Origin of the sequence: Mesorhizobium marinum (assembly GCF_040813675.1) — a bacterium.
Classification (GTDB): Bacteria; Pseudomonadota; Alphaproteobacteria; order Rhizobiales; family Rhizobiaceae; genus Mesorhizobium_K; species Mesorhizobium_K marinum.
On sequence record NZ_JBFOCI010000003.1, the window covers coordinates 307,158 to 321,859 of the forward strand.

16 protein-coding genes are annotated in these 14,702 nt (G+C 66.3%); 11 read left to right on the plus strand and 5 right to left on the minus strand.

Annotated elements, in window-relative coordinates:
* Positions 1 to 8 precede the first annotated feature (8 nt).
* The 3 genes from ABUE31_RS12310 (at position 9) to ABUE31_RS12320 (ending at position 3,655) form a co-directional block, all read left to right on the plus strand.
* Complete coding sequence (locus ABUE31_RS12310; protein ID WP_367723893.1) at positions 9 to 635, plus strand: glutathione S-transferase family protein; 627 nt, start codon at positions 9 to 11, stop codon at positions 633 to 635.
* Positions 636 to 722: 87 nt separating this feature from the next.
* The gene (locus ABUE31_RS12315; RefSeq protein ID WP_367723894.1) at positions 723 to 1,205 is read left to right on the plus strand and encodes a DUF992 domain-containing protein; all 483 of its coding nucleotides are present in this window, start codon (positions 723 to 725) and stop codon (positions 1,203 to 1,205) included.
* Positions 1,206 to 1,702: 497 nt separating this feature from the next.
* The gene (locus tag ABUE31_RS12320) at positions 1,703 to 3,655 is read left to right on the plus strand and encodes an acetyl/propionyl/methylcrotonyl-CoA carboxylase subunit alpha (protein WP_367723895.1); all 1,953 of its coding nucleotides are present in this window, start codon (positions 1,703 to 1,705) and stop codon (positions 3,653 to 3,655) included.
* 45 nt (positions 3,656 to 3,700) lie between these two features.
* On the opposite strand, the gene ABUE31_RS12325 is transcribed toward ABUE31_RS12320, so the two are convergent.
* Together ABUE31_RS12325 and ABUE31_RS12330 are read right to left on the minus strand one after the other, a co-directional pair.
* Complete coding sequence (locus ABUE31_RS12325; RefSeq protein ID WP_367723896.1) at positions 3,701 to 4,825, minus strand: ABC transporter substrate-binding protein; 1,125 nt, start codon at positions 4,823 to 4,825, stop codon at positions 3,701 to 3,703.
* A gap of 268 nt (positions 4,826 to 5,093) precedes the next feature.
* The gene (locus ABUE31_RS12330) at positions 5,094 to 5,360 is read right to left on the minus strand and encodes an SEL1-like repeat protein (RefSeq protein WP_367723897.1); all 267 of its coding nucleotides are present in this window, start codon (positions 5,358 to 5,360) and stop codon (positions 5,094 to 5,096) included.
* 348 nt (positions 5,361 to 5,708) lie between these two features.
* On the opposite strand from ABUE31_RS12330, the gene ABUE31_RS12335 reads away from it, so the two are divergent.
* Complete coding sequence (locus ABUE31_RS12335; protein WP_367723898.1) at positions 5,709 to 6,050, plus strand: DUF2147 domain-containing protein; 342 nt, start codon at positions 5,709 to 5,711, stop codon at positions 6,048 to 6,050.
* Position 6,051: 1 nt separating this feature from the next.
* On the opposite strand, the gene ABUE31_RS12340 is transcribed toward ABUE31_RS12335, so the two are convergent.
* Positions 6,052 to 6,756, minus strand: a complete 705-nt coding sequence (locus ABUE31_RS12340) for a glutathione S-transferase N-terminal domain-containing protein (RefSeq protein ID WP_367723899.1) — start codon at positions 6,754 to 6,756, stop codon at positions 6,052 to 6,054.
* 166 nt (positions 6,757 to 6,922) lie between these two features.
* Between ABUE31_RS12340 and ABUE31_RS12345 the strand changes: the two genes are divergently transcribed.
* The 4 genes from ABUE31_RS12345 (at position 6,923) to ABUE31_RS12360 (ending at position 9,965) form a co-directional block, all read left to right on the plus strand.
* Positions 6,923 to 7,090 carry a hypothetical protein gene (locus ABUE31_RS12345; protein WP_367723900.1) on the plus strand — a complete coding sequence of 56 codons (168 nt, stop codon included), beginning with the start codon at positions 6,923 to 6,925 and terminating at the stop codon, positions 7,088 to 7,090.
* A 26-nt stretch (positions 7,091 to 7,116) separates the two neighbouring features.
* Complete coding sequence (locus ABUE31_RS12350) at positions 7,117 to 7,320, plus strand: hypothetical protein (RefSeq protein WP_437344114.1); 204 nt, start codon at positions 7,117 to 7,119, stop codon at positions 7,318 to 7,320.
* A gap of 68 nt (positions 7,321 to 7,388) precedes the next feature.
* Entirely contained in the window at positions 7,389 to 8,891 is a 1,503-nt protein-coding gene (locus ABUE31_RS12355; RefSeq protein ID WP_367723901.1) for an AMP nucleosidase, read from the plus strand.
* Between the two features lie 63 nt (positions 8,892 to 8,954).
* Positions 8,955 to 9,965 (plus strand): endonuclease/exonuclease/phosphatase family protein, encoded by a 1,011-nt coding sequence (locus ABUE31_RS12360; RefSeq protein WP_367723902.1) that lies wholly within the window; start codon positions 8,955 to 8,957, stop codon positions 9,963 to 9,965.
* 30 nt (positions 9,966 to 9,995) lie between these two features.
* Here ABUE31_RS12360 and ABUE31_RS12365 read toward each other — a convergent pair whose 3' ends face one another.
* Entirely contained in the window at positions 9,996 to 11,675 is a 1,680-nt protein-coding gene (locus ABUE31_RS12365) for an electron transfer flavoprotein-ubiquinone oxidoreductase (RefSeq protein ID WP_367723903.1), read from the minus strand.
* A 208-nt stretch (positions 11,676 to 11,883) separates the two neighbouring features.
* Here ABUE31_RS12365 and ABUE31_RS12370 point away from each other — a divergent pair, with 208 nt between their 5' ends.
* Positions 11,884 to 12,471, plus strand: coding sequence for a hypothetical protein (locus ABUE31_RS12370; protein ID WP_367724171.1), 588 nt, complete (start codon positions 11,884 to 11,886; stop codon positions 12,469 to 12,471).
* A gap of 37 nt (positions 12,472 to 12,508) precedes the next feature.
* Entirely contained in the window at positions 12,509 to 13,357 is an 849-nt protein-coding gene (locus tag ABUE31_RS12375; protein ID WP_367723904.1) for a uracil-DNA glycosylase, read from the plus strand.
* Here the strand turns inward: ABUE31_RS12375 and ABUE31_RS12380 are convergent.
* A complete protein-coding gene (locus ABUE31_RS12380) occupies positions 13,354 to 13,749 on the minus strand; it encodes a hypothetical protein (RefSeq protein ID WP_367723905.1) in 396 nt (131 codons plus the stop codon). The two genes, ABUE31_RS12375 and ABUE31_RS12380, sit on opposite strands and share 4 nt — an antisense overlap.
* Before the next feature lie 126 nt (positions 13,750 to 13,875).
* Between ABUE31_RS12380 and ABUE31_RS12385 the strand changes: the two genes are divergently transcribed.
* Complete coding sequence (locus tag ABUE31_RS12385; RefSeq protein ID WP_367723906.1) at positions 13,876 to 14,688, plus strand: MmyB family transcriptional regulator; 813 nt, start codon at positions 13,876 to 13,878, stop codon at positions 14,686 to 14,688.
* The last annotated feature ends 14 nt before the right edge of the window (positions 14,689 to 14,702 follow it).

The following is a 14,702-nucleotide window of genomic DNA, read 5'->3' on the forward strand; positions in this document are numbered from 1 at the left end:
GACACGCCATGATCCTCATCGGCCAGTACGATTCCTCGTTCGTGCGTCGCGTCGGCATCGCGCTCCGGCTGTACGGCCTGCCTTTCGAACACCGGCCGTGGTCGGTGTTTTCCGATGCGGCGAGGATCCGGCCGCTCAGCCCGCTGATGCGTGTTCCCGTGCTGGTCCTCGACGACCTGGACGTGCTGGTCGACAGCCATCTGATCCTCGCCCACCTGGAAAGCGCGGTTCCGGCGGAGCGCTCGCTGTGGCCGGCCGCGGAGCCGGACCGACACCGCGCCTTCAGGGTTGCCGGTCTGGCCACCGGCCTTGCCGACAAGGGCGTCAGCCTCTTCTACGAACGGGTGCTCCACAAGGAGATCTCCGCGCTCTGGGCCGATCGATGCCGGTCGCAGATTTCCGGCGCGCTTGCCATGCTCGAGGAAGACCGGGCGGAAAGACAGTCCGCCTGGTGGTTCGGCGACGCCATCGGCCATGCCGACGTCGCGGTGGCCTGCGCCATCCGCCACACGACGGAGGCGCTGCCCGACGTCGTGGCGATGCAGGACTATCCGGAACTCCGTGCCCATTGCGAGCGGCTGGAGGCGCTGCCGGTGTTCCGCGAAATCAGCCAGCCCTTCATCCCGCCGGCCTGAACGCGGGGGAGAGCGCCGGCCGCTGGCTAGCCGGGCGCTTCGGCGCTACAGCTATGGCCCTGTGACCGCAACCGAGGAGGAACGAGCATGACACCTGCTTCGACACCGCATCGCATCTCGCTGTTTGCCGGCGCAGCGCTCGCCCTGTCGTTGGCCGGGCCGGCATGGTCCAACGCGCAGGTCGGCATCCTCAAATGCGATACGTCGCGCGCCATCGGCGAAATCATCACCCGCAAGCAGTCGATGACCTGCGTCTTCACGCATAACGACGGAACGACCGAAAACTACACGGGCATCATTCACCAGTACGGCGTCGAAATCGGCATGGTGAAGGAAGGCCATCTCGTCTGGGGCGTCGTCGCAACCACGCCGCCCGCCGGCACAGGCCTGCTCGCCGGCAAGTATGGCGGGGTGGACGCTTCGGTGGCTGCGGGCCTCGGGCTGGGCGCGGACGTGCTGGTCGGCGGAACCGGCAAAGCGTTTTCGCTGCAACCGCTGGCGGTCGAAGGCGAGGCCGGCATCAACGTCGCGGCGGGCGTCGAGGCGGTCGAACTGAAGGCCGCGGACTGAGCTGCGAAAAACAAAGACGCCGGCACAAGGCCGGCGTCTTCGGTCGTCCCCCGGGACCCCTCCCGGAACAGAAACTGTCGAGCTAAATCCGGTCAATCACCCCTTGCCGGACCACTCATTCGCCACTCCCTGAAGTGGCGAAGTTCGGTAGCACTTCTACAACAATGCTCCGCGCAGTCGAGCGAATTGCCAGACGAACGGGCACCCGCGCCCGCATTTGAATCTGAATCGTTGCACATCCACAACAGGTCGCACGAGCGCCGGAACCTTTGCCGAAGGCCCAGATATTTGCTCCAGGACCGCGCAACCGGCAAATTGCACGGCAGTGCCACGACGCCTACAATACGGAAATCGCCAGAAGGAGGACGACATGGCATCCGGCTTCTTCCGGTACGACCGGGTGACGACCGACGGCACCTGCGGGAAGGCGACGGACCGAACGTCGAGGCTATCGGACGGTGCGGCCATGCGCGCCGCGCAGGCATAGACCGACCGGCATGTTCAAGAAGATCCTGATCGCCAACCGCGGCGAAATCGCCTGCCGCATCATCCGCACGGCACGCCGCCAGGGCGTCGCGACCGTCGCCGTCTATTCCGATGCCGACGCGGGCGCTCTGCATGTCGAAATGGCGGACGAGGCCGTCAATATCGGCCCGGCGCCGGCCAGTGAAAGCTATCTGCGCGGCGATCGCATCGTGGCCGCGGCCATCAATGCGCGCGCCGATGCGGTGCATCCTGGCTACGGCTTCCTGTCGGAAAACCCTGATTTCGTCGACCAGGTGACGGCGGCCGGCCTCGTCTTCATCGGTCCCTCGTCCGCGTCGATCCGCGCCATGGGCCTGAAGGACGCGGCCAAGCGGCAGATGGAACGGGCCGGCGTCCCCGTCGTGCCGGGCTATCATGGCGAAGGCCAGGAACTCGTTCTGCTGGCCGGCAAGGCGCGCGAGATCGGCTATCCCGTGCTGATCAAGGCGCGAGCCGGCGGCGGCGGCAGGGGCATGCGCCGGGTCGAAAGCCCGGACGACCTGCCGGACGCACTGTCCGCCGCGCGGCGCGAGGCGAAGGCCGCGTTCGGCGACGACCGCGTGCTGGTCGAGAAATACGTCGACCGGCCCCGGCACATCGAGGTCCAGGTGTTCGGCGACGGCTTCGGCAACGTCGTCCACCTGTTTGAACGCGACTGCTCGACGCAGCGCCGGCATCAGAAGATCATCGAGGAGGCCCCCGCTCCCGGCATGACCGACGCGATGCGCGAGGCCATGACGGACGCCGCCGTGAGGGCCGCCAAGGCAGTCCACTATTCGGGCGCGGGCACCATCGAATTCATTGCCGATGCATCAGACGGGCTGCGGCCAGACCGGTTCTGGTTCATGGAAATGAACACAAGGCTGCAGGTCGAGCATCCCGTCACCGAGATGATCACCGGCGTTGATCTCGTCGAATGGCAATTGCGCGTCGCCGCAGGCGAGACGCTGCCGAGGACGCAGGCTGAGATAAGTTGCACCGGCCATGCGTTCGAAGCGCGCATCTACGCCGAAGACGCCGCGCGCGACTTTCTGCCGGCGACCGGAACGCTGCACCATCTGGCCTTCCCGGAAGCGGGGCCACGCCTGCGCGTCGAAACCGGCGTCCGGGCCGGCGATACGATATCGCCCTTCTACGACCCGATGATCGCGAAGCTCGTCGTCTCCGCGGACGACCGTACGGCCGCGCTGGACGCCCTCGGCGAGTCCCTCAATTCCATCGAGATCGCGGGTGCGGTAACCAACCTCGGTTTCCTGGCGGCGCTGTCGCGCGATCCCGATTTTGCGTCCGGCGCGGTCGATACCGGCCTGGTCGCGCGCCGGCAGGACGCGCTCGCCGCGCGGCCGGAACCGTCGTCGGACGTGCTGGCGGCAGCCCTGCTCGCCGCCGCCGGCTTCGAAAACGGCGTCCCCGACGACGACCCCTGGTCCACTCTTTCCGGCTACGCGCATTTCCATCCGCTCGAGCGGCTCGCGACGTTGCGTGTCGGCGAGCGCAACATCGTCGCCACGATCGCGACCGCGACGGACGGACGACGCCGGATCCAGATCGATGGCGAAGCGACGGCGCGAACGGTCCGCGACCAAGACCTGCCGAAAACGATTCGCTGGCCTGGCCATGTCACTGTTTTTGCAGAGGGATCGGCCTTCGACTTCGTCCTGCCTGATCCCTTCGACGGGACTGCGCGAACCGACGCCCCGTCCGCCGGAATGCGGGCGCCGATGCCCGGCCTGGTCAAGATCGTACGGGCGGCGATCGGCGACACGGTCGCGAAGGGGCAGCCGCTGCTGGTGCTCGAGGCCATGAAGATGGAACATACGATCACCGCCCCGCATGACGGCGTCGTGGCTGAAATCGCCGCGGCGGGCGCACAGATCTCGGAAGGCGCCGTTCTCGTCACCTTCGAAACGGCCGGCTCCCAATGAAAAAGGCCGGGCAAGCCCGGCCTTTCCACATCGTCGAACTGGCGGCTACTGCGCGATCGGCGCGTAGTTTCCGTCATGCCACTGGTTGATGTCGTAGGTCGCGTCCTTGATGTCGCCCTTCTCGTCGAAGGCGATCGAACCGACGACGGTGTCGACCGGCGTTCCGTCCTTCAGCGCCTCGGCGACCTTGATCGGGTCGTCGGTGCCGGCGCGCTCGATGCCCTGCGCGATCGCCTGGATCACCGCATAGGAGAACAGCGTGAAGCCCTCGGGGATGAAGCCGCCGGCCTTGATCTTCTCGACTGCTTCCTTGGCTTCCGGCTTCGACTGCGGGTCCGACGGGAACACGAACATGGTGCCCTCGGCGGCCGGACCGGCAACCTGCCAGAACTCGGGCGACGCGATGCTGTCGGGCATGATCAGCTGGAACTTGAAGGCCTGTTCGGCCGACTGGCGCAGGATGAGGCCCGCCTCGGGGTGATAACCCCCGAAGTAGACGACGTCGGCCTTGCGGTCCTTCATCTTGGTGACCAGGACCGAATAGTCCTTGTCGCCGGCGTTGATGCCCTCATACATCACCTCGTTGAGGCCGGCCGCGTTCATCGTGGCCTTGACCGCATCGGCGACGCCCTGGCCGTAGGCGCTTTTGTCATGCAGGATGACGACGTTCTTGCCCTTGTACTTCTCGGCGATCCACGGACCGATGAAGGCGCCCTGCGCGTCGTCGCGCGTGTAGAGGCGCATGATCGTCGACCAGCCGTTGGCAGCCGCGTCGTCGGTCATCAGCGGGTTGGAGGAAGCCGGGCTCATCATCAGGATGCCCGATTCCGCGTAGACCGCGGAGGCCGGAATGCTCGAACCGGAGCAGGCATGGCCGTCGACGAACTTGATGCCGTCGGCGGCGATGCGGTTGGCCACGGAAACGGCCTGCTTCGGATCGCAGACGTCGTCCTGGATCGAAAGCTTGATCTGGCGGCCGTTGACGCCGCCGGCGGCGTTGATCGCGTCGGCCGCGGCCTGTGCGCCGATCTTGAACTGGTCGCCGATGGTGGCGAGCTGCCCGGTGATCGGTCCGGCGACGGCGATCACGATGTCTTCCTGCGCGAAGGCGCCCTGTGCGCCCAGCGTCAAGCCGATTGCGGCGACGCCCGCAAATATCCTGGATTTCATGGAATTCTCCTTAGCGATGCCGACGTGTTCGGCGGCGCGAACCTATCCCGACCGGCCGCGCCTTCCAAGCCAATTGCCCGGCTGGACCAACCGGATGTCGGGTCAACGACAAAGGCCGCGCCGGGTCTTCGCCCGGTCGCGGCCTTTGTTGGTTTCGTGCGGGCATCCCCACACCCGCACGTCGCCCTACCCTGTCGTCACAGCGCGATTTTTCGCGTCTTGTCCGGACGCCCTCCGTGGCGGCGGGCGTCTGCCTTCACCTTGAAGATCAGTGCGTCGTCATCCACTCGCGGGCTTCGCGCAGCGCCTGGGCGATGTCGCTCTTGGACATGGACCCCGAGAGTTCCGAGCGCAGTTCGGCGGCGCGGGCGGAACCCTTGATCGCGGCGATGTTGAACCATTTGTGGGCGGCAACGATATCGGCGTCGCAGTCGCGGCCGGTCGCATACATCATGCCCAGTTCGAAAAGGATGTCCGCCTGGGCCGTCGCGCCCATGATGCCGAAACCCTGCTCAAGCATTTCAAAGCGTGCCATTTCAATCCCCTGTCTCGCTCCTGGGAGCAGCTCCTTTCGGTGTCCCCGGGGCTGCTCTTCCGATGCTTTCGAGGATGGCGGCGCACGCTTGAATCCGCCGTTAAGCGGTGTGCTTAATTTGAAACAAACAAAGTTCAAACGAGCGGTAAACGGCGGAAATCATTAAGGATAGAGACCCGCGGCATTGCGCGGATTCTCCAAGACTTTGATGAAAATGCGCCGGCGTCGACGCAAGTCTTTGATAACCACGCGGCGCGTTGGAGACGAAAAAGCGGCCGCTTCCGCTTTGGCCCGCCTTGGCATAACGTCGATCCGCTACGCGATGCGCGTGCGTCCAGGGAGGACACCATGTTTCGCAGATTGAGCCTGGCCGGCTTGGCCATGATCGCGGCAACCGGCCTAGCCTGCGCCGATCCGATCGAAGGGAACTGGAAGACCGAGGCCGGCAGCACCGCCCGCATCAGCGCGTGCGGCAGCGGCTTCTGCATCAAGCTCATCAGCGGCACCCACAGCGGCAAGCAGATCGGGACGATGGCCGCCTCGGGGAGCGGCTACACCGGGACGATCACCGATCCCGCGAACGACAAGACCTACAAGGGCAAGGCGTCGATCGCGGGCGGCATCCTGAAGATGAGCGGCTGCGTGCTCGGCGGCCTCATCTGCCAGTCGCAGAACTGGAACCGGATGTAGCCTAGGCCCGCGCCCGCTGGCCGAACAGGACCTTCTGGGCTTCCTTGTCGTCGGCGAGGTTGCGGCGGTGCTCCTGCCCGACCACCAGCGCGCGCTCGACCGCAGGCCTTGCAAGCAAGGCCTCGAACCAGCGCTTCAGGTGCGGAAAGTCATCGAGGTCCTGGCCCTGGTTCTGGTACGGCTTGACCCAGCCGATCGCGGCCATGTCGGCGATCGAATAGTCGCCCGCCAGGAACGCGCGTTCGGCAAGGCGCTTGTTCATCACGCCATAGAGCCGGTTCACCTCGTTGGTGTAGCGATCGACCGCATAAGGCACCTTCTCGGGCGCGTACTGGCGGAAGTGGTGCGCCTGCCCGGCCATCGGCCCGAGCCCGCCCACCTGCCAGAACAGCCATTCCTCGACCTCGACGCGCGTGCGCTCGTCCGTCGGGTAAAACCTGCCGAACTTGCGGCCGAGATACTGCAGGATGGCACCGGACTCGAACACCGAGATCGGCTCGCCGCCCGGCCCTTCGGGGTCGACGATGGCCGGCATGCGGTTGTTCGGCGCGATCTTGAGGAATGACGGTTCGAACTGCTCGCCCTTGCCGATGTTGACGTATCTGACCTCGTAGGGAACGCCGAGCTCCTCCAGCATGATCGTCACCTTCCAGCCGTTCGGTGTCGGCCAGTAGTAGAGTTCGATCGGCTTCGTCTGCTTGGTCATCTGATTTCTCCGCTGCGGGTCAGTACCGCAGATAGGTTCCGGACGCCGAAGCGCAAGCGCAGCCAACCCCGCGGCGGCGTCAATAAATTTGAACCTCACATGAACGACGGTCTCAGAGGCCGTTCAGCCGCATTGCGGCATTGTCCGCTCATACAAGGAGACGGAAATGCTCGCTCGCCGCTTCACCATCGTCTGCCTGCTCGTGACGCTCTTCGGAATGGCCTTCGCCATTCTCGTCGCGGATGCGGGCCGCAATACGCGGCAACACCTTGCGGCCGGCGCCGCCTCCTGCCTTGGCGGCATCGCGTTCTGCCGCACGGCAAACGACGACTGACACAAGCTGCACCGACACGAAAGCGAATGAAGATCATGAACCGCGCCCGCACCGAGACCGCAACCTACCTGCGCCTGCTGCCACGAGCCTTGATCGTCATGCTGGCGCTCTGCGCTCCGCTGATGGCGGTGCCCGGCCTGCGCGCCGCGGACCAGACGACCATCGAGGCGCCCTCGCTGAAAAAGACAGGCGCCGGCTTCGTGCTGATGGTCAGCCTGCAGAGGGCGTGATTGGACCAGCGCTGCCTAAAGTTTGGGCGACGTCTCCCCAGCGTCGCAAACGCCCCTTATAGTGGGTCATGGAAAAGCGAATCTATCCCGAACCCATCGAATCAGTCGTTTCGCCCGAACCGGTCGGGCGCAAGAGCTACACCGACGCCGCCGAGGCGGTCGCCGCCCTGAAGCACCTTTATGACCGCAACACGCGGTTCCTGCGCGACTCCTTCTCAGCCCTGGCGCGCGGCGCGGACCCCAACAGGCGCTACCGCGCCTTCTACCCCGAAATCGGCGTCACCACCTCTTCCTACAGCCAGATCGATTCCCGCCAGGCCTACGGGCACATGCCGACGCCCGGGCATTTCACCACGACCATCACCCGGCCCGACCTGTTCGAGAGCTACCTGATCGAGCAGCTCAAGCTGATCATGCGCAACCACGGCGTGCCCGTGGTCGTCGCGGAATCGCCGGTGCCGATCCCCCTCCATTTCGCCTTCCTCGAAGGAACCCATGTCGACGGTGCGATCGCGGACCGCATCCAGCGCCCCATCCGCGACCTGTTCGACGTGCCGGACCTCGACGGAACCGACGATCACATCGCCAACGGCACGTTCGAGGTGCTGCCGGGCGAAGCGAGGCCGCTGGCGCCGTTCACCGCGCAGCGCATCGACTATTCGCTGCACCGGCTTTCGCACTACACTGCGACCACGCCGAACCATTTCCAGAACTTCGTGCTCTTCACCAACTACCAGTTCTACATCGACGAGTTCTGCGTCTACGCGCGCGAACTGATGGCGAACGGCGGGGGCGGCTACGACGCCTTCGTCGAGCCCGGAAACATCGTCACCCTCGCCGGACACGCCGCGCCGGGCGACGGACCCACGCTCGGCCGCCTGCCGCAGATGCCGGCCTATCACCTCAAGAAGGCCGGGCACGAAGGCATCACCATGGTCAACATCGGCGTCGGCCCGTCCAACGCCAAGACCATCACCGACCATATCGCGGTGCTGCGGCCGCATGCCTGGCTGATGCTTGGACACTGCGCCGGCCTTCGCAACACGCAGGCTCTGGGCGACTATGTCCTCGCCCACGCCTATGTGCGCGAGGACCACGTGCTCGACGACGACCTGCCGGTGTGGGTGCCGATCCCAGCGCTGGCCGAGGTTCAGGTCGCGCTCGAGGAGGCGGTCGCCGAGGTCACCGGGCTTTCGGGCTACGACCTCAAGCGCGTCATGCGCACGGGCACGGTCGCGACGATCGACAACCGCAACTGGGAACTGCGCGACCAGCGCGGGCCGGTGCAGCGGCTGTCGCAGAGCCGCGCCATCGCCCTCGACATGGAATCGGCGACGATCGCGGCGAACGGGTTCCGCTTCCGCGTGCCGTACGGAACGCTGCTCTGCGTCTCGGACAAGCCGCTGCACGGCGAGCTCAAGCTGCCGGGCATGGCGTCGGAGTTCTACAAGCGGCAGGTGGCCCAGCACCTGACGATCGGCATACGCGCCATGGAACGGCTGTCGGAAATGCCGAAGGAACGGCTGCATTCGCGCAAGCTGCGCAGCTTCGCAGAAACCGCGTTCCAGTAGAGCCGCCAGCATCTTGAATGGGCCGCAATCCTGCCCAACAAGGCGGGCATGGACAGCAAGCGCATGTATCGACCGGTCGCCCTGATCGCATTCGCAGCGTCGACCGTTCTGGCGCTGGCGCTGGTCGGCGGCTTCTTCGGGCAGGTGCATCCCGCCCTCGATTCGCTGGCCCATTTCCGGATCCATCTCGCGGCGGCGCTGATCGTCACGGCCGTGCCGCTCGTCGCCGCGCGCGGCTTCAGATGGAACGGCGTGCTGTCGGCAGCGCTTGGCGCGTGGGCCATCGTGAACGTGACCGGGCTGCCGTTTTCGGTGCAGGCGTCGCACGGACCAAAGGACGAGACGAGCCCCGTCTACCGGCTGATGCATCTCAACCTGCGCTATGACAATCCCGAGCCGGGCCAGGTCCTGTCGCTGATCGGGCGGACGCGGCCGGACGTGCTGACGCTCAACGAAGTGTCGCCGATGTGGGCGAAAAAGCTCGACCTGCTCGCCGGCAGCTACCCCTACCGCGTGATCTGCAGGATCGACAACCACGCCGGCGGCGTGGCGATCCTTTCGCTGAGGCCGTTTGCCGACGGCGTCGAGGGAACGTGCCTCGAAGGCGGCACGTTCGCGACCGCGACCATCGATCTCGGCGGCCGCTTCGTCGAAATCGCCGCGCTGCACCTGCATTGGCCGTGGCCCTCAGACCAGGCCGACCAGATCGGCGACCTGACGCCGTTGCTCGGCCGGCTGGCGGACACGTCGATCCTGGCCGGGGACCTCAATGCGACGCCATGGAGCGCAGCCTCGGCGCGGGTCGCCGCCGCCGCGGCCATGGTTCCCGTCGGGCCCGACGGCCCGACCTGGCTCTACCGCAAGCTGCCGGCGTTCCTGCGCTTCGCGGGACTGCCGATCGACCGGATCTTCGCCAAGGGCGACGTGATCGTCCACTCGGTCGAGACGCGCGACGCCGTCGGCTCGGACCACCTGCCGGTGCTGGTCGAATTTTCTCTGAAGCCGGCCGAACCCGAAGACGACGATGCGCCCAGGACGGCGACCGCCTCTCTGGCGCAGGCGCCGTTGTACTGAGGCCTTGCCGGGAGCGCCCGGCGGCCGGCCTCACATGTTCGGATAGACCGGCCCCTCGCCGCCCTGCGGCGGCACCCAGTTGATGTTCTGGTTCGGATCCTTGATGTCGCACGTCTTGCAGTGGACGCAGTTCTGCGCGTTGATGACGAAGCGCACGTCCTTTGCCGAGGGGTCGGACGCCGAATTGCCGTCCGCATCGACCCATTCGTAGACGCCGGCCGGGCAGTAGCGCGTCGACGGGCCGGCGAAGACGTCATGCTCGGAACGCTGCTGCAGGGTCATGTCCTTCACCTGCAGATGCACGGGCTGGTCTTCCTCGTGGTTGGTGTTCGACAGGAACACCGAGGACAGCCGATCAAAGGTCAGCACGCCGTCGGGCTTGGGATAGGCGATCTTCTCGTGTTCCGACGCGGGATCAAGCGTCGCGTAGTCGGGCTTGCCGTGCTTCAACGTGCCGAACAGCGACACGCCGAACAGCGTGTTCATCCACATGTCGAAGCCGCCGAGCCCGATGCCCAGCGCCGTGCCGAAGCGCGACCACAGCGGCTTCACGTTGCGCACCTTCTTCAGGTCCCTGCCGATGTCGCTGTCGCGCCAGGCTGCCTCGTAGGCATCAAGTTCGTCGTTGGCGCGGCCGCCGGCGATCGCCTCGGCGACATGCTCGGCCGCCAGCATGCCGGACAGTACCGCGTTGTGCGAACCCTTGATGCGCGGCACGTTGACGAAGCCCGCCGAGCAGCCCAGCAGCGCGCCGCCGGGGAAGGACAGCTTCGGCACCGACTGCCAGCCGCCCTCGGTGATGGCGCGCGCGCCGTAGGAAAGGCGCTTCGCCCCTTCGAACGTGCCGCGGATCGCCGGATGCGTCTTGAAGCGCTGGAACTCCTCGAAAGGCGAGAGCCACGGGTTGCGGTAGTTGAGGTGCATCACGAAGCCGACCGCCACCTGGTTGTCCTCGAGATGGTAGAGGAAGGAGCCGCCGCCTGTCTTCATGTCGAGCGGCCAGCCGAAGGAGTGCTGCACCAGGCCAGGCCGGTGGTTCTCCGGCTTGACCTGCCAGAGTTCCTTCAGACCGAGCCCGAATTTTCCGGGCTCGCGGCCGTCGGAAAGGCCGAATTTGGCGATCAGCTGCTTTGCCAGCGAGCCGCGCGCGCCTTCGCCGATCAGCACATATTTGCCCATCAGCGCCATGCCCGGCGCGTAGTTCGGCCCATGCGTGCCGTCGCGCTCGACGCCCATGTCGCCGGTGTAGACGCCGGCAACCGCGCCGGCGTCGTCGTAGATGAGGCCGGCGGCGGCGAAGCCCGGATATATCTCGACGCCGAGGGCTTCCGCCTTGCCGGCAAGCCAGCGGCAGACATTGCCGAGCGAGACGATGAAGTTGCCGTGGTTGTTCATCAGCGGCGGCATCATGAAGTTCGGCAGCTTCAGCGATCCGGCGGTCGTCAGGAACAGGAAGTGGTCGTCGGTGACGGGCGACTTGAAGGGATGATCCGCCTCGTCGCGCCAGCCGGGCAGCAGACGGTCGATACCGATCGGGTCGACCACCGCGCCGGAAAGGATGTGCGCGCCGACCTCGGCACCCTTTTCGAGCACCACGACGCTAAGCTCGGGGTTCAGCTGCTTCAGCCTGATCGCCGCCGAGAGGCCCGCCGGACCGGCGCCGACGATCACCACGTCGAACTCCATGCTCTCGCGTTCGATTTCGCTCATCATGCTCCCCACATCGGCTTGCTCGGGCTGGCTCGGGTCCGCCGTTTTGCCGGCTTGCGGGCTACTTAGCCCATTCGGAAGCGGCGTGGAACTGTCTGGAGCCGCTTTTGGAGTGTTCCGCCGCATCCTTCTCGTCCATACTGCCGCGATGCCGCAAGCCGAGCTTTTCCGGTCCGTGTTGCTGCGACTTCATCACCTGCGCCGCGGAATGGCCGGCGCCGCGGCAAGCGCCGCACTTGCTCTCCTCGCCGCCGGGGCGGCCGCGCAGGACAAGCCCGGTCCCTGGGAGGCCGGCGCCTACAGCTTTTCCGACGAGCTCGGCGGATTCCGCATCACGGGAGCATCCGGCAAGGGAACCAAGGACGACCCGATCGTCATCCAGGAGGAAATCCTCTCGGCGTCGCCGGTAACCATGGTCATCCGCACCATCAAGCCGATCCGGACCTTCGACTATTCGGGCCTATATGCCAGCGGCTTCCTGCACATGCGCCTCGAGGTCCTCAACAACAGCAAGCTGCCCTGGATCGAGTTCGAATTCGAACTGCAGGAGCAGCTCGGCAGGGCCAGCATCTTCGGCGACGGGCTGTCCTTCGACCAGCGCCGCACGGACGGCACCAACATCTGGTCGGAGAGTTTCAGCGAGCACAGCCGGGCCTTCGAACCCTATGATCGGCTGTTGTTCCGCAACGGCAAGATCGACCATCTCGACACCGGTTCGTTCAACTTCTTCGTCACCGACTTCACGCCGCGCTGGGAGTTCTATCTGGTGCAGGACCCCCGCATTCCATCGTCGTGACCTTGCAAATGCGGCGGCGCCGGACGAATGTCCGGCGATGGAATTTCAGAACCAACAGGGCCACCCCGGCATCCGCGAACTGCTCGCATTCTACGCGGAGGCCGGCGTCGATGCCGCGCTCGTCGAGGAGCCGGTTGACCGGTTCACGGCCCGCGCGACCGACGCCGCCCCGACCGGGCGAGCCGCCGAACGCCCGCGCGCCCGTTCGCCAGAGCCGGGGCTAGGCGCCCCCCCGCCGCCGGCCGCGCCACGCGCGCCGGTCGCCGTGCCGGACGAGGCGCAGGTCGCCCTCGCCCGCCAGCGTGCGTCGTCGGCGACGACGCTCGAGGACCTGCACGGACAGATGGCGGAATTCGACGGCTGCAACCTGAAGTTCACCGCCAAGAACCTGGTCTTCGCGGACGGCAACCCCGAGGCCGACATCATGCTGGTGGGCGAAGCTCCCGGCCGCGACGAGGACCTGGAGGGCCTGCCCTTCGTCGGCCGTTCGGGCCAGTTGCTGGACCGCATGCTGGCGGCGATCGGGCTCGACCGCCGGTCGGCCTACATCGCGAACGTCATCCCCTGGCGACCGCCGGGAAACCGCACGCCGACGCCGCAGGAGACGGAGATCTGCCGGCCCTTCATCGAGCGGCAGATCGAGCTGGTCAATCCGAAGCTGCTGGTCACGCTGGGCGGTCCGTCGGCAAAGACGCTCCTGCACGCCAAGGAGGGCATCCTGAGGCTGCGCGGCAACTGGAAGAGCCATGCGACGGCGTCGGGGAGGACGATCCCGGCCATGCCGACGCTTCATCCCGCCTATCTGCTGAGAAATCCCGCCCACAAGAAACTCGCGTGGCGGGATTTCCTTGAGGTCAACGCGAAGCTGCGCGACCTGCGCGGCTAGGCTTGCGCCGTTTGCCGGCGAAGGCCGCTGAACTGCAGCCAGCCGAACAGCGCCACCACCAGCGCCTGCGCGGTCACGAAGGCAAAGCCAAGCAGGGTCGGCTCCACCGCCGCGGTGACCAGGACGCCGAAGCTCGCCGCGACCCACAAGGCGTTGAGCGCAACGATGTCGACCAGCAGGAAGCCTGGCGCACGGCCGCGCCGCGCCACCACCAGAAGCGTCGCGACAAAGGGGATGAGCACCATGCCCGCCCAGAAGAGGAGGCCGGACGGAAGGCCAAGGAGAGGCGACAGGAACGGTGCACCGGCGGCCATCAGCAAAGCGGCCGCGCCGCTGACGGCCGCGTCGGCGAACAGGACCTGGCGAAGAAACGGATTGAGCGTGACGGACATGGCGATTTTCCTTTCGGTTCGTCCGGCCTCGTGCCGGGATGGCCGAAGGATCGCCGCATCCGAATTTGATTGCGATTATGCGCCAGGTAATAGAAGCGATTTCTCACCTCGCCTAACGTCCGGGACATGCTGATGACCGAAACAACCGCCGGGGACCTGCTGCGCCAGTGGCGCCAGAGAAGGCGCATGAGTCAGCTCGACCTGGCCGGCGAAGCGGAAATCTCGCAGCGCCATCTGAGCTTTCTCGAAAGCGGCCGCGCCAAACCGTCGCGCGAGATGGTACTGCGGCTGGCGCAGCAGCTCGACATTCCATTGCGCGAGCGCAACCACCTGCTTCTCGCCGCCGGCTTCGCGCCGCGCTACGGCGAGCGCAGGCTCGACGATCCCTCGCTCGACGCCGCGCGCGAGGCGATCCGCCACGTCCTCAAGGGGCATGAGCCCAACCCGGCCATCGCGATCGACCGCCACTGGCACATGGTCGATGCCAACGCCGCCATCGCGCCGCTACTGGCCGACATCGCCGACCCCGGCCTGCTGAAGCCGCCGGTCAACGTGCTCAGGCTCAGCCTGCATCCCGCGGGGCTCGCGCCGCGCGTCGTCAACCGGCATGAATGGAGGCTTCACCTGCTCGACCGCCTCAAGCGCCAGCTCGACGCCTCAGGCGATCCGTTCCTCGCCGACCTGGAGCGGGAACTTGCGTCGTACCCGGCCGGCCCGCGAACCCAACCCGCGCACACCGAAGTCTCGGCGGGGATCGTGCATCCGCTGATCCTGCGCAGCGGCAACGAGGTGCTGACCTTCATCAGCACGACGACCATCTTCGGGACGCCGCTCGACGTCACCCTGTCGGAACTGGCGATCGAGTCGTTCTTCCCGGCCGACCAACAAACCGCGACGGCACTGCGCAAGGCGGTCGGCGCCCGGCAAGGCGCCACCTAGGGCCGGCAGAGCCT